This is a genomic window from Achromobacter sp. Bel, assembly GCF_012928505.1.
Classification (GTDB): Bacteria; Pseudomonadota; Gammaproteobacteria; order Burkholderiales; family Burkholderiaceae_B; genus Achromobacter.
Window position 1 is genome coordinate 71,406 of sequence record NZ_JABBJN010000010.1, and the last position, 23,654, is coordinate 95,059.

The window sequence follows — 23,654 nt, forward strand, 5'->3', positions numbered from 1 at the left end:
ACGTAAAACGGGGCAGTTTTGCGACGCGCGCGCCGGCCAACCGCCCGCGACCCGTTGCCGCCGTTCAATGCGGTTCGTTCCGCGTTATGTGAGATTCAATCCGCCATCGGAAAGCAAAATCTCGCCCGTCAAATAGTTGGATTCAATGAGCATGGATACCGCTTGTGCAATATCTGCAGGGCTCGCCGCCCGCCGCATCGGTGCTCGCTCTCGCCACAATTGCTGAGCCTGCGTCCAGTCAGCAGTCAACGGCGTATCCACAAGCCCAGGGGCGACGGCATTCACACGAATATCAGGAGCAAGTGAGACCGCCAGCAAGCGCGTGACATGATTCAGCGCCGCCTTCGTCGCGGCATACGGGATGGAAGCCCCTTTAGGACGAACGCCCGCATGCGAGCTCACGTTAATCACGCAAGCAGGCACGCCGTCAGCGGCAGACGCCCGCAGTGCGGCCTGCGCTTCCGCGACGATACGAAACGGCGCAATGACATTGACCTCGTGCAGCTCGCGCCAAATGTCAGGAGTGGCAGCTGCCATATCGGCATGAGGAACGACGCGGCTGATTCCTGCATTGTTCACGACCACGTCCAAACGACCCCATTGCGCAACAGCTTCTTGCACCAGTCGTATCCGGTCTGCATCGACAGCGAGGTCTGCTTGCACATAAGCAGCCAAACCCAGCTCACGCGCCATGGAAATGCCGACATCCACAGAGCTACGCGAATGCAGCACGACTGCATAGCCGTCCTTGGATAGCCGGCGCGCTATCGCATTTCCAATACCTGAAGTCGACCCTGTTATGAGAGCAACGCGCTGTGGTCTAGGCATAGAGAAGTCAAATGAAATTGAAGAGGGGTTTGATATACCGCGGGGTGTGCCGCATGCCGATCAATGTTCCACAGTCGCGGAATCCGACAGCATCATGTCGGCGATATTCAGCATCGCCCGCAAGCGATCCATGTGCCGCAGGTCTTGATGGTAGCCAACCCATATATCCCGCGTCGGAGGTTGATCCGGCGTATCGAGGCGCTGTAATCCGGAGACTGCATCTCCCAGCGGCCTTGGCAGCACCGCGATGCCCACGCCCCTCAAGCACATCTGCGCCTGGACCGAACGATTCGTGCTTGTGAACGCGCGTCGGCAGCGCGGAAACCTCTCCAGCACCCAAGCCACATCGGGGAAGTGTGACTGTGCGGTGTTCATCAGAATGACGCCCACGGATGCGGGATTGTCCTGCAAGGCTTGGGCGGTTGCCGCCGACGCATACACCCCATATGGCATTCGCATCAGGCGACGCTGAACAATATCCGGTTCGCTGAAAGGCACGATGCGAAAGGCCACGTCGGCCTCCCGCCGTGAGAGATCGAGTAAGCGATGGCTGGCAATCACTTCCGGCACGACGGCGGGATGGCGATGTATCAACTCGACCAAGACGGGCGCCAGGACATAGCCAGCGAACCAGTCCGCTGACGAGATCCGCAGGATGCCTTCAAGGCGTTGGTCGTTGCCGGTCAGACGCCTTTCCATGGATAGCGCGGAATCCTCCATGGACTCCGCCAGCGCCCGCACGGTGTCACCGGCATCCGTGAGCACCAGGCCGTCCTTTGTTCTCCGAAAGAGCGCCTGCTTGGCTTCGTCCTCAAGCACTTTGATTCGGCGACCCACTGTTGGATGGCTCACGTTCAGCGCCCGGGCGGCTTCGCCGAAGGATCCGCAGCGAGCGACCGCCAGGAAGATGCGTACGTCGTTCCATTCCATGTCTAGCCTGCACGTACAAAAATGTACGAAAAATATACATTAATGTCAGTGGTAGAACAAATTTGTTTTGATCATCATGCGCTCCATGACGAATGTCCTGGCGAACCTGCTGTGCGCTCACGGCCAGGCACGTCTGATTTGGAGCCTTAAGATATGAATACTGAACCCCGGCTCGCAGGAGCACTCGACGCCGCGTTTGCGTCATCGGAACGCGCCGCTGCGAGGGACGCTGGGACGGCAGCCCCTGACCCCCGTCGCTGGCTCGCCTTGGCCGTCCTGTTGACTGGCACGCTCTTGCCACCTTTGGACTTCTTCATCGTCAACGTGGCGCTACCTGCCATACGGACGGACCTGCAAGTTTCGTCCGACGTCTCGCAGTTGGTGATCTCGGTGTATGCCGCCGCCTATGCCGTCACGCTGATCTTGGGCGGTCGTCTGGGTGATCTTTATGGCCGCAAGCGGGTATTTATCGCTGGCATGCTCGGCTTTGGCGTCGCGTCGGCGTTGTGCGGCCTGGCGCTGTCGCCCGGCATGCTTGTCTCCGGCCGGCTGCTGCAAGGGATATCCGCGGCGATCATGGCGCCGCAATCATTGGCGTCGATACACGCCATCTTTCCGGCAGGCGAGAAGAATCGCGCGCTGAGTCGATACGGCGTGACCTTCGGTTTGGCCTCGGTGGGCGGCCAATTGCTCGGCGGTGTGCTGGTTTCGACCAGTCCGTGGGGGCTGGGGTGGCGCAGCGTCTTTTTGATCAACCTTCCCATCATCATCGTTGCCATTCCGGCTGCAATGATGTTGCTGCGTGAAAGTCGCGCCGAACGTTCGCCACGCTTGGACGTGCCGGGGGCGGTGTTGCTGGCGCTTGGCTTGCTGGCGCTCGTGGTTCCGCTTATCGAAGGGCAGCAACATCACTGGCCGTGGTGGTGCATCGTGCCGCTGGCGTCGAGCATGCCGTTGTTATGGCTCTTCTGGCAGTACGAAAAGGCAGAGGAGGGCGCCGGCAGAACTCCGCTGGTTCTGCCATCGCTTCTGGCTGTGCGTGGGTTGCGACGCAGCTTGGCATCAACGTTCCTCTTCTATGCGCTCGCCGCGTTCTTCCTGGTGTTCGCCGTGTACGAACACGCCGGCCTGGGCCACGATGCGTTGACAGCCGGCCTGGCCATCCTGCCGCTTGGCATCGGTTTTTTCCTTGGCCCACTGTGCAGCCCGCACATCGCTCGGCGAATAGGCTCACGCACCGCCGGGTTTGGCATGGTTCTGGAGGTGCTCGGTCTGGTCATGGTCGCAGCGCTGGCGCTGGCCGGCGCGTCGTCGTGGCTGGCGTTGCCTTTGTTTCTGATTGGCGCCGGGCAAGGCATCGCCCTGCCTGCGCTGGTGCGCTTGAACGTGGACCATGTGCAAACACGCTGGGCCGGGCTGGCCTCGGGCTTGGTAAATGCCACGTTGCAGATCAGCGCCGCGGTAAGCGTTGCCTTGTTCGGTGGTCTATTCATCGCTATCGCGCCTGATGGGGCAAGCGCTCAGGACGTGCAGCTTGGATTTGCGGTGGCTTCATTGGCGATAGGCGCGTCACTGGCGCTGGCCGCCGCACTATCCTTTTGCATCGTGGATGCATGCTTCCAAGAGAACGCTCTGTTATGAACACAGCCTTGAAGAATTCCTTGCCTGGTCTCGCCCATAAACGGGCGCTTGTCACCGGCGCAGCGCGCGGCATCGGCGCGGCCATCGCGCTCAAGCTGGCCGAAGACGGCGCGGACGTCGCTATTACGTACGAAAAATCGGTGGAGAGGGCCGAGGCGCTGGCGGCCGAGATTCGCGCCCTCGGTCGCAACGCCGTCGCCATCCAGGCCGATGCGGCCAGCCCTGATGCCGCGAAGGCCGCGGTAGCGCGGACCGTGGAGGAACTAGGGGGGCTGGACATCCTCGTCAACAACGCTGGCGTTCTGATTTCAGGCCCGTTTTTCGAGCAGTCGCTGGAGCAGATAAGCCTGCAACTGGACGTCAATGTGCGCGGCGTGTTCATGACCACCCAGGCCGCGCTGAAATACCTTCCTGATGGCGGCCGCATCATCACGATTGGCAGCAATGCCGGCCTGTCGGTGCCATTCGCCGGCATCGCAGTCTATGCGGCGACCAAATCCGCGATGGAGAGCTTTACCCGTGGGCTTGCGCGTGAGCTGGGTCACCGTGACATCACCGTCAATCTGGTTCGTCCTGGCCCCATCGACACGGACATGAATCCTGCTGACGGCCCACTCGCCGCCTCAATCCTGCCAAGCCTGTCTATTACCCGCTACGGAAAGACCAGGGAGGTCGCCGAAGCCGTCGCCTTCCTGGCGGGGCCTGGCGCCGCGTATGTCACCGGGTCGGGAATCCTTGTCGATGGCGGCATCAGCGCGTGATGCGGAAATCATGAATGGAGAGTAGCGTGAGAGCCGCTCGCCGCTTCGTGGCGAGCGGCTGTTCATGGCCGCAAGCAGTCGTCGACCCCGGCACGCTTTCCTCCCTTTGCTCCTAATTCACCTTGATTCCGAACTCCCGCACAAGAGCATCATTGCGCTCCAGTTCCGTCTTAATGCGTGCACCGAACGCGTCCCCGGCCAGGCCCACGGGATCGGTCCCCATCTCGGCGAGCTTCGTGCGGATCTCGGGCTTGGCCAGCACGGCCAGCGCGGCGTCCTGAAGTTTCTTGATCGCTTCGGCCGGCGTGCCTGCCGGCGCCAGCAGGCCGTACCATGTGGTGGCAATGACCTCATTGCCAGCAGGCCCAAGCACTTCGCTGACGGTGGGGATCTCGGGCGCCAGCGCCGTGCGGGTTGGCTGGGTCACGGCCAGCGCCCGTAGCTTGCCCGCGTGAATCTGCGGCAGCAACGGCGGCAGCCCCGCGATCACCAGTTGCACCTGGCCTCCCAATGCATCGGACACGGCCGGCCCCGCGCCCTTGTACGGAACGTGGATCAGGTCGGCGCCGGTACGGGCCTTCATGATTTCCAAGGCCAGCTGATGCGTGGATCCGGTCCCAGGCGTGCCCGCGCTCAGGGGCGACCCCGATTTTGCCTGTGCGACCACGTCTTTCAGCGTGCCCTGAACCGACGGATGGGCGGCAATGATGTTCGGCGATTCTGCAATCAGCACTAGCGGGACCAAGTCGCGCGTTACGTCATACCGCGTGTCCCGATACAGCGCGGGGTTGACCGTCAGTTCCGGGTTGCCCGCGACCAGTACGGTGTAGCCGTCCGCGCGAGCGCGCACTACGGATTCCGTGCCGATCATGCCGGCGGCGCCGCCTTTGTTTTCGACGACCACGCTTTGCTTGAGCTCGGTGGACATGGCTTGCGCAAGCAGGCGCGCGATGGCGTCGATGCCGCCTCCGGCCGGGTACGACACGACCATGCGTATCGGCTTGTCGGGATACGTGTCTGCCTGCGCCGTTCCTGCCGCCATTGCCGTGGCAGCGGCCAGGACGGCGAGTTGAATACAAAGGCTTTTGCGCGCCAGACGCGCGAACGAATCGAACATGGATGTCTCCTGCGACGCCGGCGTTGAACGCCGGTCTGGTCTTTGTAATGACAAGGATCAATAGAAACGGGGGCGTTCGTTGGGCGCGGGGGTGTTTCCGAAATCTCCGCGCTGCAGGATGGCGTCGCGGCCGCCATGTTTGGCGATCAACTCGGACTGCCGCGTTTTGGCGCGTTGGTCGACGGTCTCGGGAGTGCAGATGGCGCGCAGCGCCCGGTCACATGCAGCGCGTTCGCTGGCATAGCCGGCATCGTCCGCGACGTTGCGCAGTTCTTCCGGGTCGGCTTGCAAGTCGTACAGTTCGGCGGGCAGATCGATGTGGTGTATGTATTTCATCTTGCCCAGGCGCACTGCAAAGGCGCCCGCTACCGACCCGGTCGCGTGATATTCGATCAGCACGCCACGATCCGGCTGTTGCCCCTCGCACAGTTGCGAGAGCGAAACGCCAGGGCGGTCTTCCATCAGGCCGGCCGTGTCTTCCCCTACGGCTTCGAACAGGAAGGGGAATATGTCGACGTGGCTGACGGGGGTGTCCACCGTCTTGCCCGACGGCAGCCCCGCGCCGCTGACAATCAGCGGGCAGCCGGCTGATTCTTCGTACAGGGTCGATTTGCCCCACAACCCGCGCGCGCCCAGGTTGTCGCCGTGGTCGCTGGTGTACACGATGCGCGTATTGTCCTGAAGCCCTGCTTTGTGCAATGCCGACATCACGTTGCCGATCTGTTCGTCCAGGAACGTGCACAAGCCGTAATACGAAGCCAATGCGCGTTGCACGTGCGCGTCGTCTTCGAAGTAGGCGCCGTAGTCCAGGCAGGACGCGTAGTTGCGCACGTACGGATGCAGGTTGTCGCCGGGGCGCTGATGCAGTTTGGGCATGGGCAAGGTGCGATCGGCGTAACGGTAGTAATGCTCGGGAGGCGCCGTCAACGGAAAATGCGGCGCGACAAACGACACGAAGAGCACCCACGGCTTGTTCGTGTGCTTTTGCGCCTCTTCTCGCAGCCACACCTGCGCGGTGGCCGCGATGGCGCGGTCGTAAGTCGTGTAGGTGGATTCGCCAGGCCCGGCGGTGGCGGCCAGCTTTTTGGCATGCCCACGCGCGGCCAAGGGATCGCGCAGCAAGCCGATCAGGTCTCCCTTGCCCTCGACGACATGCATGGGCAGCAGTTCTTCGGAAAAGCCATTGTCTTCGTCCGAACTGCGAAAGTGCAGCTTGCCGATCGAGACCACATGATGTCCGCGGTCGCGAAGCTGGTGATGCCAGCTTTTAACCGAGCCGTCATACGGATCGGCGTTGTCCCAGAACCCAATCTGGTGCACGTACTTGCCTAGCGCAAAGGCCGCGCGTGCCGGCACGCAGATGGGACTGGTGGTGTAGGCGTCGGTGAACAGCGTGCCTCGCTGTGCCAATGCGTCCAGATTCGGGGTATGCACAATGGGATTGCCGTAGCAGCCCAGGACTTTACGGCTATGTTCGTCGGACATGATGACGAGCAGGTTTTGCGGTTTCATGCGGGTCTCCAGTGTTTTTCGGTGTTGTCGCAGGAAAGTCTAGGCCTGGGCTTGGCGGCGCGACGCATAACGAGCTTATATGCGATAAGCTGATCCTTATGACTGCGCCTGTATACGATTCGCTGGATGACGCGCGCCGCGCGCTGGGCCGCTTGACGATGACCGAGTTCCGGACGTTGCTGGCCATCAAGACGGCGGGAACCCTGTCGCGCGCCGCAGTGGCCCTGGGCGTGAGCCAGCCCGCCCTTAGCCAGCATGTGCGTGAGATGGAAAGCAAACTGGGCGTGCCTCTGTTTGTGCGTGGCGCGGGCGGCATGACGCCCACGGCCTATGGCGACGCCGTCTGGCAACTGGCGGCAAGCTTGCGATCGGACATCGGGGTCGCTGCCGAGGCGCTATGGCACGCGTCACGAAACGACAAGCCGCCGCTGCGCATCGGCAGCATGTCGGTCACGTCGGGCGGCATACTGGCGGTGGCGCTGGGGCGCTACGCCTCGGAAGCGGCCAACCCCGCGTGCGTGCTGGTCGAAGGGTCGCGCGAAATCTTGCTTGAGCATTTGCATCACCGGCGCATCGATATATTCGTGGGCAGGTTGACCGACGATGAGCCCGCGCCTGGCCTGCTGCGGGAAACCTTGTTCCAGGACAGTTGCGTCGTCATTTCCTCGTTGCGGCACCCGCTGGCGCGTAAAAGCCGGCTGAACATGGAAGCGCTTTACGATCATTCCTGGATCGTGCCTGCCGAAGACACCAGCTTCTACAAGCAGATTGCGGAGTCGATGCGGCGGGCGGGTGTGGCGCAGCCGGAGGCGCGCATCGCGTCCTATTCCATGCTGGCACTGGCGGCGGTCGTTTCAACATCGGAATTATTGGGCTTCCTGCCGATGTCGCTGTACGCATCGGGAACCTTGTCCAATAGTGTGCGCAGACTGGAAGTGGACCTGGCCTGGACGCCGGCGCCGCTGGGTATCGTGATGTGGCGCGATGCCAGCGTGAACCCGCGCGCGCAGCGTCTGTTGGAAATACTGCGCGCCGTTGCCGGCAGCGCTCGCGCTTCGGCGCCGCATGCATGACTCCCTGATCCTTGAACCATGACGCCACGCCAGCTTCGTTACTTTCTTGAAATCGCCCGCAGCGGCAGTCTGTCGCTGGCGTCCAGCGCGTTGCGCATCGCGCAGCCCGCGCTCAGCCAACACGTGGCGGTGCTGGAAAGCGAGTTGGGCGTGGCCCTGTTCGAACGGCACGCCAAGGGTGTCACGCTGACGGCGGAAGGCAAGCGCCTGCAGCAGCGCGCCGCCTCCATCCTGGACCAATTGGATTCGCTGAAAGCCGATGTGCTGGGCTCAACGGGCAAACCGCGAGGACCGGTGCGGGTATGCCTGGCGCGGTCGTTGGCGCAGGTGGTGGCCGCGCCCTTGATACGGTACGTGGAACAGGAGTATCCCGACATACGGCTATTGTTGTCGTCGGCGCTATCCAGTCAGGTGCGCGCGGCGCTCGAGACGCGGCAACTGGATGTGGCGCTGATGCCCAACGCGTTCGAATTGCCGGGCTTGTCTTGCAAGCCGGTGTACGAGGAAGGGTTTTCGCTGTTCGGCCTGGAATCGATGTTCGAGCGGCCTGGAAAGACAATCGCGTTTGCGGAGATCGGGTCCCGGCCGCTGGTGGCGCCGGACCGCGATCACGATCTGCGGCGGCTGGTCGAGCGTACGGCCGTGGACCTGGGTTGCCCGTTGAACGTGAAATATGAAATCAACGATCCCGAACTGAATTTTGCCTTGGTGCGCGATGGCGTGGCGTTTGCGATCCTGCCCGACAGCGTAGGCCTGGAATTGGGGCTGGGCACCAATACCGTTGGCGCGCGGCGGCTGCTGCGGCCACCCATCAGGCGGATGCAGTCCATCGTGCGCGTAGCGGAAAACGCACCCGGCAACGCGGTGCTGGCCGTGGAACTGGCGTTGCAGAACGTATTGCACACCCTGGTGGAAGACAAGGTGCTGCGCGGCACACGGATATATGAAAAAACTTATACAAAACGCAGATAAATAATATTTGTCTTCAGGGCCGGCGCAACCGTACGCTACCTCCAAAATGGCGCACAGAAAACGCCGATACGGAGACAAGCATGCAAGTCCGACGCAGACAATTCCTGGGCGCCCTGGGCGCCGCCGTGTGCTGTAGCGCGGTGCCCTTACGACAGGCAAGAGCCAATCCCCCGTTACGTATGCTGGTCGGTTTCGCGCCGGGCGGTGCGGCCGACATGGTCGCGCGTGCGCTGGCCGAAGGCATGCGTGCGTCGGGCTACACCACCATCGTCGAAAACAAATCGGGAGCGGGTGGCCGCATTGCGGTCGATTCGCTGTTGACTGCGGGCGCCGATGGCAATTCCGTGCTGTTCACGCCCTCTACGAACCTGACGCTGTATCCCCATCTGTACAAGGACCTGCGCTACACCACGGCGGATTTCACACCGCTGGGCACGGCCAGCGAATTCGATTTCGCATTCGCGGTGGGCGCCAACAGTCCTGCCAGAACACTGCAGGAATTCCTGCAGCTGGCGCAAAAGGACATGCGCCTGGCCGTGTTCGGCACGCCCGGCGCCGGCACTGTCATGAATTTCCTGGGCATCATGCTGGCGAACGCCAGCAACGTCCCCTTGACGCCTATCCCTTACAAGGGCGGATCGCCGGCGCTGGCCGACACCGTGGGCGGGACCTTGCCTGCGCTGATCACAACGCTGCCCAACCTGATTCCCATGCACAAGTCCGGCAAGATCCGGATCCTGGCCACGACGGGGGCCGCGCCGTCGTCCGCGCTGCCCGACGTGCCCACGTTCGCGTCTGCCGGATATCCATCGCTGACGGTGGCCGAATATTTCACCTTGCTGGGACACAAGGGTTTGCCAGGCAACGAGGCCCAGGCATTGACTCGCGCCGTGGCCAACGCCGTGCGTTCGCCGGCCTTTGAAAAGGTCATGCAGCAGCAGTTCTTCGAAACCAAAGTCACCGCGCCCGCCGCCTTGAAACAGCAACTGGAACGTGAATATGCGTTCTGGGACCGGGTCGTCAAAGACAGCGGCTATCGCCCCGAGGCCTGACGCCGCGCGCGTGGTCAGCCAATTTCCAGGATGCACAAATGAAAGGCAAGAACGTCGTCGTCATCATGTCCGATGAGCACAATCCCGAATTCATGGGCTGTTCCGGGCATCCGTTCATCAAGACCCCAAACTTGGACGCGCTGGCCGCGCGGGGGGCGCGGTTTCCGAACGCGTATACCCCCAGTCCGATCTGCGTGCCGGCGCGGGCGGCGTTTGCCACCGGCCATCGTGTTCACCAGACGCGGCATTGGGACAACGCGATGCCGTACCTGGGCGATCCCCAAGGATGGGGGCATGTGCTGCAGCAGCACGGCATCAACGTGGAAAGCATCGGCAAGCTGCACTACCGCAATGAAGAGGATCCGGTCGGTTTCGATGCCGAGCATATCCCCATGCATGTGGTGGGCGGGCACGGCATGGTGTGGGCGTCGATCCGCGATCCTTATTTGCCCGTGGCCGGCCGCAAGCGCATGCTTGGCGACCGTATCGGCATGGGCGAATCGCCTTATACGTCCTATGACCGCTCGGTGACCGGGCGCACGCTGCAATGGCTGCGCGCGGCGGCCAGCCGTGGCCAGCCCTTTGTGTTGTACGTGGGTTTGGTGGCGCCGCATTTTCCGTTGATTGCGCCGCAGGAGTTCTTCACGCTGTACGAGGCCCGGCAGATTCCCCAGGCCAAGCTGCATCCGAAAAACGGCTACGAACGCCATCCCTGGGTGCGGGCCTACGCGGAATTCGAGCGCACTGAAGAAACGTTCCAGGGCGAGGACGAGCGCGTCAACGCCTTCCTGGCGTATTACGGGCTTTGCAGCTTCCTGGACAGCAACGTGGGCGGTATCGTGGACGAGCTTGCTACGTTGGGGCTGGCCGATTCCACCTACGTGGTCTATACGTCGGACCACGGCGACAACGTCGGAGCCCGCGGTTTGTGGGGAAAATCCACGCTATATCAGGAAAGTGTGGGAATCCCCATGATCTTGGCGGGCCCGGACGTGGCGCCCACCGTCTGCGAGACGCCGGTGGATTTGCTGGATCTTTACCCGACGCTGTTGCAGGCCGTGGGCGTGGATCCGGCGCCGCATCAGGGCGCTCGGCCAGGAAAGTCCCTGTTCGACATCGCGCGGCAACGGGTCGACGCCAGCCGTGCGATCCTCAGCGAATACCATGCCGCCGGTAGCAACACGGCGGGCTTCATGCTGCGCAAGGGGCCTTGGAAGTATCACCACTATGTGCGCTTCCAGCCCGAGCTGTTCAACCTGGACTCGGATCCTGGCGAATTGCACGATCTGGCGGGCGACCCGGCTTATGCAAGCGTGTTGGCCGACATGAAGACGGCGTTGTACGCAATCTGCAACCCGGAGGACGTGGACAGGCAGGCCAAGGCCGACCAGGCCGCGATGATCGAACGTTTGGGCGGCCCCGAAGCCGCCTCGATGATGGGCGCTAGCGGGGCAACGCCCGCACCCAAGGTGGAGCAAGCGGCATGACGGTGGATGCGCGGTATCTCAAAGACTGGAGCGGACTGACGCGGGGCGTGCCTGGCGAGGTGCACCGGCCCACGACCACGGACGAAGTGGCGGCTCTCGTTCGCGATGCCGATCAGCAAGGCCGCAAGATCACGATCCAGGGCGGGCTGACGGGGCTGGCTGGCGGCGCGGTGCCGGACGATGGCGATGTGGTCATCAATATGGAGCGCATGAATCGGATTGAATCCATCGACGAGGTGGAAGGAATCATGCAGGTGCAGGCGGGCGCCACCTTGCAACAGGTGCAAGAAGCCGCGGCAGAAGCCGGCTGGTTTTTTCCGGTGGACCTGGGCGCGCGCGGCACTTGCCAGGTCGGCGGCAACGCGGCCACCAACGCCGGCGGCACGCAGGTTGTGCGCTACGGCACGATGCGCGATTCGGTGCTGGGGCTGGAAGCGGTCTTGCCCGATGGGTCGGTGGTGACGTCGTTGACGCGCCTGGTCAAAAACAGTTCCGGCCTGGACTTGCGGTATCTGTTCATTGGGTCCGAAGGCACGCTGGGCGTGATCACCCGGCTGATGTTGCGCTTGCAGCCCGATCCGGGCGCGCCGGCTACGGCCTTGGTGCACGTGCCGGACACGGCGTCCATGGCCTTGTTGTTGCGCCATTTGAAAAAGACCTTGGGCCCGCAACTGACCGCCTATGAATTCATGTCGGCGCAGTTTCTCCTGCGCGCCAAGGACCTGACGGGCGTGTCCTTGCCGTTGTCTGGCGACGCGCCATGGAGCGTGCTGATTCAGGCCAGCGGGCTGGCTGGCATGGATCCGCAAGTGGCGCTGGAAAGTGCGCTGGAACAGGCGTTGGAATCCGGCACGATCAGCGATTGCGCGGTGGCGTCCAGTTTGTCCGATGCGCAGAAATTCTGGCGGCTGCGGGAGTGCATTCCGGAACTGTTGACGGCACTCAAGCCCACGGTGAATTTCGACTGTGGCCTGCCTTGGGCTGAAATGTCGGGCTTCGTGACCGAGGTCGAGGCCGCGCTGAAACAGAAATACCCAGATGCGGTGCACTTGTTCCTGGGACATTTGGGCGACAACAACGTCCACATCCTGACGGGGCCGCACGGCCCCAGCGAATGGCTGGACGTGGAAGAACTCGTGTACAGCGCGCTGCGAGGCCGGCAAGGGACGATCAGCGCCGAACACGGTATAGGTTTCCTGAAAAAGCCGTTCCTGGGCTACACCCGCAGCGAGGGTGAAATTGCATTGTTAAAGCGCGTCAAACGAGCGCTGGACCCCAGAAATACGCTCAACCCGGGCCGTATCGTCGATTGACCGTGGGTGGGCGGGGTGAGCGCTGGGTCGCCAGTCAGGTCCGGCTCGCCGCTATGGCGGCGGAGTTCGGCCAGGCCGCGATAGAAGCCGCCGCAGTTGCACGGGAGAGAGCAGGGTCTCCCCGGGGGCTTCCTGCGGTGGCTCTGGAACATGCCAGATTTGACCGCACTTTTACTGCACTTACCGCAGTGAAGTGCGGTAGGTTGAGGCAAATGGCGGTAACGACACGATGGTGAATGGCCAATGGTGAATGTCCGGCGGTGAATGATCGAAAGCGTATGATCGATGGCGACTGAGCGAAGGCGAATGATCAACGTGATCTAAGATCCTGGCTCTAAGGAAAGCCATGCATCCGCAACTCAACAATCGCCTTCGAGCCAAGCTGCGCCTGCGCCACATCGAGTTGCTGGACGCCCTTGGCGATACGCTCAATCTTCATCACGCCGCGCCTCGGCTGAACCTCAGCCAGCCCGCCACGAGCAAGCTGCTGCAGGAAGTCGAGAAAATCTACGGCACGCCCCTGTTCGACCGTTTGCCGCGCGGCCTGCGCGCCACGGCTGCGGGCGAAAGCGTTATCCGCTGGGCTCGGCTGCTGTTGAATCATGTGGGTGAGTCGGTCGCCGAGGCGCACATGGTGGCCGCCGGGGCATCCGGGCGAGTCCGTGTCGGGACACAGCCGGTGGCGATTCCCACGCTGGTCAACCAGGTGTTGCAACGGGTGCGCGCCACCATGCCGGACCTGGTGGTCACGCTTACCGAAGGTCCTAACGACATGCTATTGCCCGCGCTTGCGCGGGACGAGCTGGATATCGTGCTGGGGCGTCTTTCCCACGATACGCGGTCTGATCTCTATCATTCCGAACGCCTGTATGACGAGCCGGTAAGCCTGGTCGTACGCAAAAAACACCCCTTGCTTCGAAAGCGCAATCTGTCCGCGAAGCATCTTGTCGACGTTCAATGGATACTGCCGCCGGAATTGGCGCCGCTGCGCCAGCAGCTTGATCGGGTGCTTGTGGAACAAGGCTCGAGTCGGCCAACCCCAAGAACCGAGACGACATCGCAAATGATGGTCGAGATCATCCTGAACCAGACGGACTCGGTGGCAGCGATGCCCTTTAGTGTCGCTCGGCTTTACCAATCCCGCGGTCAACTCGATATCCTGCATCTGCCGCTGCCGATCAGCATGCCGCCGGTGGGCCTGCTGCGACACGCGCAGGTCAAGTGTCCGCCAGTAGTGGAATCATTTATCGGGCTGGTGCGGCAAGTGTCCGAGGAACTGAAGGGGCAGGCCGGCGCCGGCCACGGCTTGCACCCGCCTGCATGAGGCGGCTGGGCCCGCCGCGTGTCATTCAATCCACGGTGGCGCCGGATTGCTCCACGATCCGTTGCCACTGCGCCGCCTCGCCGGCCAACCAGGTAGCGAACGCGTCGGGCGAGTCGTCGGCGGCCACGAATCCTTGCTCTGAAAGGTATTGCTGCATCGCCGTCTCTTTCAGCACGGCATGGATCGCGTCGGCAAGGCGCTTGAGGATAGCCGGATCGGTGCCGCGGGGCGCCGCCATGCCCCACCAGTTGCTCAAGATGACGTCGGGCACGCCGGCTTGCGCCGTGGTGGGCAGCTCGGGTTGGACGTCGAGCCGCTGGCGCGATGCGACTGCCAATGCGCGGATACGGCCAGAGGGCAATTGCGCGCCGGCGACGCCATAACCCGTCAGGAACAGTTGCACTTCTCCGCCAAGCAGGCCGGTGATGCCGGGCTGGGCGCCTTTGTAGGGAACATGCGTCATCTGTGCGCCGATGGCCTCCGACAGCGCGAAAGCCGACAGGTGCGGCGTCGTGCCGTTGCCCGGCGAGCCGTAGTTCAGCTTTCCGGGGTTCGCCTTTGCATAGTCGGCGAATTCGCGGAAGGTGCGCGCGGGCACCGCAGCATTGATGAACAGCACCGAGGGCGCGTCGACGACCTTGGCAATTGGTGCCAGCGCTTGCAGCGGGTCGAACCCCAAGTGTTTGTACAAATACTGATTGATCACGAAATTGTTCGTTGCGCCCAGCAGCAGGGTGTAGCCGTCGGGCTTGGCGCGGACCACCTCCAGCGTGCCGATGTTGCCGCCGGCGCCGGCCTTGTTCTCCACGACCAGGGGCTGGCCAAGACGGGTTTGCAGGGCGGGCTGCATTTTACGGATGACCAGATCGCCCGCCGCGCCCGCAGGGTAAGGCACCACGACGCGGATCGGCATCTCCGGCCACGCCGCGTGAGCGGCGGCGCCCCAGGCGGCAGCGCACATGGCGCCGCCGCGCAAGACGGTCAACAAGCGGGACACGGTACGGGTATGCATGGCAAAGCCCCTCGTTGGCGGATGACGGGTCAGAGATCGATGCGCATCAAGTCGTGCGCAAGGCGCAGCGGGCCCGAGTAATGCTGGCGGATGTCGCGCACCACATCTTCCATCAGATGGGGGCCCATCAGCTCCACCGGCAGGTGTTTGGCTGCGGCGCGCTTGAGCACCGGGCTGGTTGAGTCAAAATGCCCGAAATGCGTGGCCACCACGCTCTTTGCGCCGGACTCGGCCGCGATCAGCCCCAGGCCCAGCGGACTCGTGTGCGAGAACGTGCCTACGCCGGTTTTTGCGCGGTGGTCGATGAAGGACTGCGGAAAGGTGCATTCGTGGATCAGCAAGTCCGCGTCGCGGGCCAGTTCGACCATCGCCGGACAGGGCTTGGTGTCGCCACTGAAAGCGATCACCTTGCCATCGGCTTCCACGCGCACGCCGAAGCACTCGCAGATGTCGTGAGGCAGGTGGTCGACGTGCAGGGCGGTAATGCGGATGTCGCTGTCTTCGTAGACGACGCCCGGGGCGATCTCGTGCACGACGGGCCGTACGGCTTCGATGTTGTTCTTGCGCACCGGGTAGGCCGAACGGGCCATGAAGTCGGCCCGGAACGCGCCGTCCTCGAACAGGTGGTTGACGAAGTTCTTCGTACCCTTCGGGCCAAGCAAAATCGGCGAACCGACACGGTTAAGCATCCAGCTGGAGATCACGAAGTAGGGAAAGTCGCTGATATGGTCGTGGTGCAGGTGCGTGAGGAAAACGAGCCCCACGTCCGCCGGATTGATGTTGGCGCGGACCATCTGGCGCGTGGCGCCTTCGCCGCAGTCGAACAGGTAGTGCTTGCCGGCATCCGTGGAAATGAGGATGGCCGATTGGCCGCGGTCGGGGTCGGGCAGCGCGGCGCCGGTGCCAAGCATGGTGATTTTCATCGTGTGCTCCTGTGGGATGAGTCCGTAGGCCAATGCCGGATAGGGGGGAGGGTTCCGGAAATGGTAGGGAGCCGCGGAATTCCAGACAAATCAAAATTCCCGATTCAGGGATTCGAAAAAGGAATTCCTCGCGGCCTGCGCCCTTGCGCTACGTTGCCGGTGGTTTCTCTTCGCCACAGGGACTTGCAGGTCTTCCATTCGCATGGAGTATCGTGAATCGTCTGCCCCCCCGGTTGGCAAGCCCTGTGCCAGGAGAGTGCCCCATGCGCGATGTCGTGCAATTGCGTCCCGAAGGCCTGTTCTGCCCGGCAGGCCAGTTCTACATCGACCCCTGGCGGCCGGTGGCCACCGCCGTGCTGACCCATGGCCACGGCGATCACGCGCGGGTGGGCATGGGCTGCTATCACACCAGTGCCGAAGGCCTGCCGATCCTGCAATGGCGATTGGGCGATCAGGACTATCGCGTGCATGGGTACGGCCAGCCGTTCATCCTGGGCAATGCCCGCGTATCGCTGCACCCGGCCGGCCATGTGCTGGGCTCCGCGCAAGTGCGCATCGAGGCCGACGGCCAGACCTGGGTCGTGTCGGGCGACTACAAGCGGCAGCCAGACCCCACGTGCAGCCCGTTTGAAGTCGTTCCTTGCGACACCTTCATCACCGAAGCCACGTTCGGCTTGCCCATCTATCGCTGGCCCGGCACGGCGGACGTCGCGCGGGACATCGTGCAATGGCGCGACCACTGCGCCGCGCGTGGCGAGGCGGCCATTCTTTATTGCTACGCGCTGGGCAAAGCGCAGCGCGTCCTGGCCGAACTCAAACCGTTCATCGACCGGCCAGTCTACGTGCATGGCGCCATCGCGGCCGGCGTGGAGGTGTACCGGCAGGCGGGCATCGACATGGCCGACACGCGGCTGGTGATCGACGCCGAGGGCGACTCGCCGGCATCAAAGGCCGGCTTTGCGGGAGAGCTGATCATCGCGCCGCCGTCGGCCGCCGGCAGTGCGTGGCTGCGGCGTTTCCGCAAGGCCCAGCACGGCTTCGCATCGGGCTGGATGCGGCTGCGGGGAAACCGGCGGCGCCGCAACATGGATCGTGGCTTTGTCGTGTCCGACCACGCGGACTGGCCGGATCTGCTGCGTACCATCCACGACACCGGCGCGCACCGCGTCATCGCCACGCATGGCGACACCGATGCGCTGGTACGCACGCTGAATGAAGCCGGCGTGGCGGCCGAAACACTGGCGACCCAGTATGGTGAAGACGACTAGACATCGGAGGCGCACCCGGGCATGAAGCGATTCGCAGCGCTGTATCAAGAGCTGGACCGCAGTACCGCTACCCTGGACAAGCGCGGCGCGCTGACCGCGTATTTCCGGGATGCGCCGCCACGCGATGCCGCCTGGGCGCTTTATTTGCTTGCCGGCGGAAAAATCACCAGTGCGCGGCGCAAGGTCGCGGGCGTGGCCGAACTGCGCGCCTGGGCGGCGGCCGCGTCGGGCACCGCGCCCTGGCTGGTCGACGCCAGCTACGATCAGGTCGGCGACCTGGCCGAAACGCTGGCGTTGCTGATGCCCGATCCCGTGCATCCCGCGCCGGATCTTGGCTTGGCGGACTGGATTGAAGAGCGCTTGCTGCCTGTCGCCAACCGCGAGGAGGCCGAGCGGCGCGACGTTGTCGTATCGGCCTGGCTCGGCTTGCCGTTCGATGAACGCCTGGTATTCAACAAGCTGCTGACGGGCGCGTTGCGCGTCGGCGTATCCCAGCGCATGGTGCAGCAGGCGCTGGCCGAGATGTCGGGCGTGCCGATCGCACGCATCGCCCAGCGGATGCTGGGCGCCTGGGAGCCCAGCCCGGCCTTTTTGCGCGACCTGCTCAGTGCCGAGGATCTGCCCGGCGACCGTCAGCAGCCATACCCGTTCTTTCTGGCGTCGCCGTTGGAAGGCCCGCCGGCGGCGCTCGGCCCCATCGACGACTGGTTGCTGGAATGGAAGTGGGACGGCATCCGCGCACAGCTGATCCGGCGCCATGGCGAGGTGGCGTTGTGGTCGCGGGGCGAAGAGCGCCTGGACGGCCGCTTTCCCGAAGTGGAAGCCGCGGCGGCGGCGCTGGATGTGGACTGCGTGCTGGACGGCGAACTGCTGGCATGGCAGGAGGACGCGGCGCAGCCCATGCCATTCTCAGCGTTGCAGACGCGGATCCAACGGTTGAAGCCGGGCCCCAAGTGGCTGGCCGACGCGCCCGTTCGAATGCTTGCCTACGACCTGCTGGAGCTGGACGGCGCCGATTTGCGCGAACAGCCTCAGGCGGAACGCCGTCGGCAACTGGAAGCGATGTTGCGCCGCCAACCCGATGCGCGCCTCGGCCTTTCGCCGCAGGTGGCGCCCGCCGGTTGGGAAGCCGCCGCCGCGCTGCGCGAGCAAGCGCGCGAACGTGGCGTGGAGGGCTTCATGCTGAAGCGCCGCAGCGCGGGCTACCAGAGCGGGCGACGTCGCGGCGACTGGTGGAAGTGGAAGATCGAACCGTTGACGATCGACGCCGTGCTGCTGTACGCGCAGGCGGGCCATGGCCGGCGCAGCACGCTCTACACCGACTACACGTTCGGCTTGTGGCAGGGCGATACGCTGGTGCCTATCGCCAAAGCCTATTCCGGCCTGGACGACAAAGAGATCCTGGCGCTGGACCGGTGGCTGCGCGCCCACACGCGCGAACGCTTCGGACCGGTTCGGTCGGTCGAACCGGTCCAGGTCTTCGAGCTGGGTTTCGAAGGCGTCAACTTGTCCAAGCGGCACAAGTCCGGCGTGGCCGTGCGCTTTCCTCGGATCCTGCGATGGCGGCACGACAAGCCCGCCGCCGAAGCGGATCAGCTGGACACATTGAAGGCGCTGGCGCGATGACGGCAACGCCGCGCGGTTGGGATGCGCCCCTGTCGGCCTGGTTCCAGGCGCAGGGTTGGAAGCCGGCGGCGTTCCAGCGCGAGACCTGGCGCCGCTATCTGCACGGCCAATCCGGGCTGCTGCACACGCCGACCGGCAGCGGCAAGACACTGGCTGCGTTTGGCGGGCCGCTGCTTGAAGCCTTGGCCGATCCCGCTTTGGTCCAGACCACGGCAGGCGCGGGGCCACGGGTGCTATGGGTGACGCCGCTGCGCGCGTTGGCGGCCGACACCACCCGGGCGTTGGCGCAAACCGCCCATGAACTGAAGGTCGATTGGACCGTCGCGCTGCGTACCGGCGACGCCAGCGCGCGCGACAAGCGCCTGGCTCGCCAAGGTAAAGCGGATGTGCTGGTGATCACGCCGGAGTCGCTGGCGCTGTTGCTGTCTTACGCGGATGCGTCGCAGCGCTTTCGCGCCTTGCGTTGCATCGTGGTCGACGAATGGCATGAACTGTTGGGGAACAAGCGCGGCGTGCTGCTGCAACTGTGCCTGGCGCGCTTGCGTCGCCTGTCGCCGGACCTGCGCACGTGGGGGCTGTCGGCCACGCTGGGAAATCTGGACGAAGCCCGCTCGGTGTTGTTACCGCATGCGCCGGATAGCCCGCTGGTCGCTGGCGCCACGCCGCGCAGGGTCGTCATTTCGACGCTGCTGCCTGAGCGTAACGGCGCCTTGCCGTGGGCCGGGCACCTGGGGCTGTCTCAGTTGCCGCGCGTGTTCAAGCGCCTGTTCGATGTCCGGACCAGTCTGCTGTTCACCAACACCCGCGCGCAGGCAGAGCTATGGCATCGCGCGCTGGAATCCATCTGGCCCGAAGCGGCGTCCACGCTGGCGCTTCATCACGGTTCGCTGGATCCAAAATTGCGGGCGCAGGCCGAACAGGGGCTGCGCGACGGCGTTATGCGCTGCGTGGTGGCCACGTCGAGCCTGGATCTGGGGGTCGATTTTCCCGCCGTCGACCAGGTGCTGCAGATCGGCAGCCCAAAAGGCGTCGCCCGGCTGTTGCAGCGCGCCGGCCGCGCCAGGCATCGGCCCGGCGAGTCAGGCCACGTGATCTGCGTGCCGGCACAGGCGCTGGAGCTGATCGAGTACGCCGCCGCCCGTCAGGCGATTGCGCATGGCGCCATCGAATCGCGGCCGCCGCCGCGCGGCAGCCTGGATGTGCTGGCGCAGCACGCGGTCACCTTGGCGTTGGGGGGCGGCTTCGATGCCGCCGCGCTGTATGAGGAAGTCCGGGGCACGCACGCCTACGCCGGGCTGGACGCGGCTACGTGGCAGGCCGTGCTGGATTTCATCGTCCAAGGCGGCCGCGCGCTCGCGAACTACCCCGAGTTCCGCCGGGTGCAGCGGGACGACGATGGCTGCTTTCGCGTCCATGACCGGCGCATCGCGTTGCGTCATCGGCTGTCGATCGGCACCATCACCGCCGACGGCGCCGTCTCGGTGAAGTACCTGCGGGGCGGGGGGCTGGGGTCGGTGGAAGAGGGATTCCTGGCGCGCCTGCGTCCGGGCGACCCCTTCCAGTTTGCCGGCCGGACGCTGGAACTCGTGCGCCTGGAGGGCATGACCGCCTATGTGCGCCGCGCCAAGGGCGGCAACGGGCCTGTGGCGACCTGGCAGGGCGGCCGGATGCCGCTGTCGACCCAACTGGCGCAAGAGGTTGAACGCCTTTTCGCCCAGCCGGGCCGGCATGCCGAGATGCGCGCCGTGGAACCGCTGTTGCGGATCCAGCGCGAGGCCAGCGCGCTGCCTGAACCTGGCCGCCTGCTGGCCGAGCGCATCGCCACGCGCCGCGGCATGCACCTGTTCTTGTTCCCTTTCGCCGGCCGCGCCGTCCATGAAGGCATGGCGGCCACCATTGCGCTGCGTTGGGGGCGCCGGCAGGCCAACACGTTCTCCTATACGGTCAACGATTACGGGTTGATGCTGACGCTGGCCGAACCCGCGGATCTGGACGACGCGCTGCTGCGCGAATTGCTCAGCCCCGGCCAGTTGGCCGGCGACCTGCGCGACGGCGTCAATCTGGGAGAGTTGGCGCGGCGTCAGTTCCGCGAGATCGCCCGCGTGGCCGGCTTGCTGACGCCTTCGCTGCCGGGGCGCGCGGCGCGCTCCCTGCGTCAGGTGCAGGCGTCCAGCGGATTGCTCTACGACGTGCTGCGCCGCTACGATCCCGACCATCTGCTGTTGGCGCAAGCAGAAAGGGAAGTCCTTGAAATCCAGCTGGAAGCGCCACGCCTGTTGGCCGCTTTGCAGGATTGCGCGAGGCGGTCGTTGGATTTACGTGCCCCTCGGGCCCTGACGCCGTTGTCTTTTCCACTCTGGACGGAAAGCCTGCGCGGCCAGCTCAGCACGGAAACCTGGCAGGCCCGCGTCAAGCGTGCCGCCGCGCAATTGGAGAAGCGCTATGCCCGGGTTGCGGGATGAAGGGCTCGCCATCAAGCTGGCGGACGAGCCCGTGGTGCTGTTGGGCGATCGCGCCATGTACTGGCCGGCCCGGTCGCGTCTGATCATCGCGGATCTGCATCTGGGCAAGAGCCATGTGTTTCGCCAGGCGGGCATCGCCGTCCCGCAAGGCGCAACCCGGGATGATCTGATGCGCCTTGACCGGCTGCTCGAATCCACCGCCGCGAAGGGGCTGTGGATCGTGGGCGACGTGCTGCATGGTCCGATGGCCCGGGCGGACTGGCGCGACACCTGGACGCAATGGCGCAAGCGGCACGCTAGGCTCGACGTGGAGGCGCTGACGGGCAACCATGACCGCGCGCTGGACGGCGCCGCGCTGGATATCAGGCAGCTGGGCGAATCGGTGGCTGACGGGCCGTTCCTGTTCCGGCATTTGCCCCTTGCCGATCCGCACGGCCGGCACGTCATCGCGGGCCACGTGCATCCCAAGACCCGCGTGCCCGGCGTCCCCCGCAGTTGGCCCGCATTCTGGCTAAGGAAAAGCATGACCGTGCTGCCTGCGTTTTCCGATTTCACGGGCGGCCAGGTAGTCGGCGCGGGCGACGGCAGCGCCCTGGTGGCGTGCGTGGAAGGCAGTGCCTTGATGATCGGATTCGTATCCTAGACCGGTTGGCGGGCGGGGATGCCGCCTGCCGGTAACATGATCGAAGGGAGGAGAAAAATGCGCAAAAGAGGGTTCGCCGTGTTGACGTCGCCGGGCATGCCGTGGGGAGGCAAGCGTGGCTGACCGCCCGTTCCACGCCTCGGTGCCCGAGGGCAGCGACGGTATCCAGGCCGCGGTCTATACCCGCTGGCATCAGTTGTCGGTGCCGTTGGCGTTCGCGCTGGCCGCCGGCGGCTTCATGCTGGTGGTGTTCAACCGGGGGCCATTGCTGTGGGCGGCCATCGTCGCGCTGGCCGGCCTGCTGGGGCCGCCCCTCGTGGCCTTCAAAGGGTTTCCCACCCGCAACCGGGTCACCGTGACGTCCGACGGCCTGGTGTTCTCGCGGCGTGCACCGGTTGCCTTTGCCGACCTGACCCGCTGGGGCACCGACGATTTCCTGAAACTGGTTCGGCCGGGGCATCCCACGCTGCTGGTCAGCGCGGTGGATCTGCCGAATCGCGAGCGCCTGCTGCGTGAATTCCAGAGCGCGCTGCAGGCTTGGCAGAAGCGGCAGCCCGCCGGAACGGAACCGGCGCGCCGGACGCACTTCTACGGTTCGACAGGGGGGCGCCTGATCGGCGCGGTGATCACCGCCTTGGGCGTGGGGTCGGCCGTCATGGCGCTGAACCTGCGCGAACCGTCTATCTCGCTGGCGATCGTCGGCGGCCTGGGAGCGGTGTTCGGGTTGGCGATGCTGATGGGCAGACGGGTCTGAGTCGATCGCGCGCTCAGGCGTTACGGAATTCGCCATCATGGACTTCACTTAACTCCAGCCTTAACGATAGGTAAACGGCTGCTAAATCACAGGGGGCGCGCGGCTCTTTATAGTGGCTGCATTGCCTTGTCTGGAGCGCCCGCATGTCCCAAACCCCCGATTCTCCCGTGTCTGCCGATACGACCGTTCCGTCCGGCTACCCGCGCGCGGTGCTGTTTGACCTGCTGACGGCCTTGCTGGACTCATGGACCGTCTGGAACCGGGCGGCGGGCACCGAGGCCCTGGGCCGGGCTTGGCGCGCCGATTATTTGCGACGCACCTATGGATGCGGCGCGTATCAGCCGTATGAGCTATTGGTGCAGGAAGCCGCCATTGCCGTCGGTCTGCCGGCCAGCGCCCCGGCTGCGCTGGAATCGCACTGGGCCGAATTGCCCGTATGGGACGGGGCGCGCGAATTGTTGCAGGCCTTGCGCCCGCATTGCCGGCTGGGCGTGGTTACCAACTGTTCCGACCGCTTGGGCCGCCAGGCGGCCAGTCTGCTGGGGGTCGATTGGGACGTGGTGGTGACGTCCGAGGAGGCCGGCTTCTACAAACCCGATCCCCGGCCCTACGCTTTGGCATTGGCGCGCTTGCAGGTGCAACCGAAAGAGGCCGCGTTCGTCGCCGGGTCGGGTTATGACCTGTTCGGCACCAGCAAAGTGGGGCTGCGCACGTATTGGCACAACCGGGTGGGGCTGTCGTTGCCGCAAGGGGCGCCGGCGCCGGAGCGGGAGTCGCCCCGGTTGGAAGGCGCGTTGCCGTGGCTGGCCGGGTTCGGCAACGGCTGACCCCAAGCGGCACGCGGCCGCAGCCCGTTCTGGCCGATTGGCCAGTACAAAATGTTGCCGGTCCTTCCGCCCGCGCTTGCTAGCATGGTTCATGCCGGAATGATCCGGCGCACCGACGGGATAGTGGAG

At 64.5% G+C, this 23,654-nt stretch carries 20 protein-coding genes and 1 pseudogene; 15 read left to right on the forward strand and 6 right to left on the reverse strand.

All coding sequences use genetic code 11. The features are described from left to right. Nucleotides 1-84 precede the first annotated feature (84 nt). Nucleotides 85-828, reverse strand: coding sequence for an SDR family oxidoreductase (locus HG262_RS09015; protein ID WP_169270676.1), 744 nt, complete (start codon nt 826-828; stop codon nt 85-87). A 60-nt stretch (nt 829-888) separates the two neighbouring features. Continuing rightward, nucleotides 889-1,758 (reverse strand): LysR family transcriptional regulator, encoded by an 870-nt coding sequence (locus HG262_RS09020; RefSeq protein ID WP_169270677.1) that lies wholly within the window; start codon nt 1,756-1,758, stop codon nt 889-891. 153 nt (nt 1,759-1,911) lie between these two features. Between HG262_RS09020 and HG262_RS09025 the strand changes: the two genes are divergently transcribed. Together HG262_RS09025 and HG262_RS09030 are read left to right on the forward strand one after the other, a co-directional pair. Further along, nucleotides 1,912-3,399 (forward strand): MFS transporter, encoded by a 1,488-nt coding sequence (locus HG262_RS09025; RefSeq protein ID WP_169270678.1) that lies wholly within the window; start codon nt 1,912-1,914, stop codon nt 3,397-3,399. Next, entirely contained in the window at nt 3,396-4,160 is a 765-nt protein-coding gene (locus tag HG262_RS09030; protein WP_169270679.1) for an SDR family oxidoreductase, read from the forward strand. Before HG262_RS09025 ends, HG262_RS09030 begins: the two co-directional genes overlap by 4 nt. Before the next feature lie 112 nt (nt 4,161-4,272). On the opposite strand, the gene HG262_RS09035 is transcribed toward HG262_RS09030, so the two are convergent. Both HG262_RS09035 and HG262_RS09040 read right to left on the reverse strand, forming a co-directional pair. Then, entirely contained in the window at nt 4,273-5,277 is a 1,005-nt protein-coding gene (locus HG262_RS09035) for a tripartite tricarboxylate transporter substrate binding protein (protein WP_169270680.1), read from the reverse strand. A 57-nt stretch (nt 5,278-5,334) separates the two neighbouring features. Then, nucleotides 5,335-6,789, reverse strand: a complete 1,455-nt coding sequence (locus HG262_RS09040) for a sulfatase-like hydrolase/transferase (protein WP_169270681.1) — start codon at nt 6,787-6,789, stop codon at nt 5,335-5,337. 98 nt (nt 6,790-6,887) lie between these two features. Here HG262_RS09040 and HG262_RS09045 point away from each other — a divergent pair, with 98 nt between their 5' ends. The 7 genes and pseudogenes from HG262_RS09045 (at nt 6,888) to HG262_RS09075 (ending at nt 14,010) form a co-directional block, all read left to right on the forward strand. Further along, nucleotides 6,888-7,862: a LysR substrate-binding domain-containing protein gene (locus HG262_RS09045; protein WP_169270682.1), complete on the forward strand. Its 975-nt coding sequence runs from the start codon at nt 6,888-6,890 to the stop codon at nt 7,860-7,862. A gap of 18 nt (nt 7,863-7,880) precedes the next feature. Next, entirely contained in the window at nt 7,881-8,834 is a 954-nt protein-coding gene (locus HG262_RS09050; RefSeq protein ID WP_169270683.1) for a LysR substrate-binding domain-containing protein, read from the forward strand. Nucleotides 8,835-8,914: 80 nt separating this feature from the next. Further along, nucleotides 8,915-9,886 carry a tripartite tricarboxylate transporter substrate-binding protein gene (locus tag HG262_RS09055; protein WP_169270684.1) on the forward strand — a complete coding sequence of 324 codons (972 nt, stop codon included), beginning with the start codon at nt 8,915-8,917 and terminating at the stop codon, nt 9,884-9,886. Nucleotides 9,887-9,924: 38 nt separating this feature from the next. Continuing rightward, entirely contained in the window at nt 9,925-11,373 is a 1,449-nt protein-coding gene (locus HG262_RS09060) for a sulfatase-like hydrolase/transferase (protein ID WP_169270685.1), read from the forward strand. After that, nucleotides 11,370-12,686 (forward strand): FAD-binding oxidoreductase, encoded by a 1,317-nt coding sequence (locus tag HG262_RS09065; RefSeq protein ID WP_169270686.1) that lies wholly within the window; start codon nt 11,370-11,372, stop codon nt 12,684-12,686. The genes HG262_RS09060 and HG262_RS09065 overlap by 4 nt, the downstream gene beginning before the upstream one ends. Continuing rightward, nucleotides 12,683-12,787 (forward strand): annotated as a pseudogene (locus HG262_RS30980) (SAM-dependent methyltransferase); the annotation flags it as partial. The gene HG262_RS09065 and the pseudogene HG262_RS30980, both read left to right, overlap by 4 nt. A gap of 245 nt (nt 12,788-13,032) precedes the next feature. Then, on the forward strand, nt 13,033-14,010 hold the full coding sequence (locus HG262_RS09075; RefSeq protein WP_169270687.1) for a LysR family transcriptional regulator: 978 nt from the start codon (nt 13,033-13,035) through the stop codon (nt 14,008-14,010). Between the two features lie 25 nt (nt 14,011-14,035). On the opposite strand, the gene HG262_RS09080 is transcribed toward HG262_RS09075, so the two are convergent. Then, nucleotides 14,036-15,022: a tripartite tricarboxylate transporter substrate binding protein gene (locus HG262_RS09080; RefSeq protein ID WP_248293296.1), complete on the reverse strand. Its 987-nt coding sequence runs from the start codon at nt 15,020-15,022 to the stop codon at nt 14,036-14,038. Between the two features lie 29 nt (nt 15,023-15,051). Next, on the reverse strand, nt 15,052-15,945 hold the full coding sequence (locus HG262_RS09085) for an MBL fold metallo-hydrolase (protein WP_169270688.1): 894 nt from the start codon (nt 15,943-15,945) through the stop codon (nt 15,052-15,054). A gap of 263 nt (nt 15,946-16,208) precedes the next feature. Here HG262_RS09085 and HG262_RS09090 point away from each other — a divergent pair, with 263 nt between their 5' ends. The 6 genes from HG262_RS09090 (at nt 16,209) to HG262_RS09115 (ending at nt 23,525) form a co-directional block, all read left to right on the forward strand. After that, the gene (locus HG262_RS09090) at nt 16,209-17,213 is read left to right on the forward strand and encodes a ligase-associated DNA damage response exonuclease (RefSeq protein WP_169270689.1); all 1,005 of its coding nucleotides are present in this window, start codon (nt 16,209-16,211) and stop codon (nt 17,211-17,213) included. A 21-nt stretch (nt 17,214-17,234) separates the two neighbouring features. Beyond that, nucleotides 17,235-18,839 (forward strand): ATP-dependent DNA ligase, encoded by a 1,605-nt coding sequence (locus HG262_RS09095; protein WP_169270690.1) that lies wholly within the window; start codon nt 17,235-17,237, stop codon nt 18,837-18,839. Then, on the forward strand, nt 18,836-21,301 hold the full coding sequence (locus tag HG262_RS09100) for a ligase-associated DNA damage response DEXH box helicase (RefSeq protein WP_169270691.1): 2,466 nt from the start codon (nt 18,836-18,838) through the stop codon (nt 21,299-21,301). The genes HG262_RS09095 and HG262_RS09100 overlap by 4 nt, the downstream gene beginning before the upstream one ends. Then, complete coding sequence (pdeM, locus tag HG262_RS09105; protein WP_169270692.1) at nt 21,282-21,944, forward strand: ligase-associated DNA damage response endonuclease PdeM; 663 nt, start codon at nt 21,282-21,284, stop codon at nt 21,942-21,944. Before HG262_RS09100 ends, pdeM begins: the two co-directional genes overlap by 20 nt. A gap of 115 nt (nt 21,945-22,059) precedes the next feature. Continuing rightward, nucleotides 22,060-22,698: a hypothetical protein gene (locus tag HG262_RS09110; RefSeq protein ID WP_348984375.1), complete on the forward strand. Its 639-nt coding sequence runs from the start codon at nt 22,060-22,062 to the stop codon at nt 22,696-22,698. Nucleotides 22,699-22,841: 143 nt separating this feature from the next. Beyond that, a complete protein-coding gene (locus HG262_RS09115; protein WP_169270693.1) occupies nt 22,842-23,525 on the forward strand; it encodes an HAD-IA family hydrolase in 684 nt (227 codons plus the stop codon). Nucleotides 23,526-23,654: the final 129 nt, after the last annotated feature.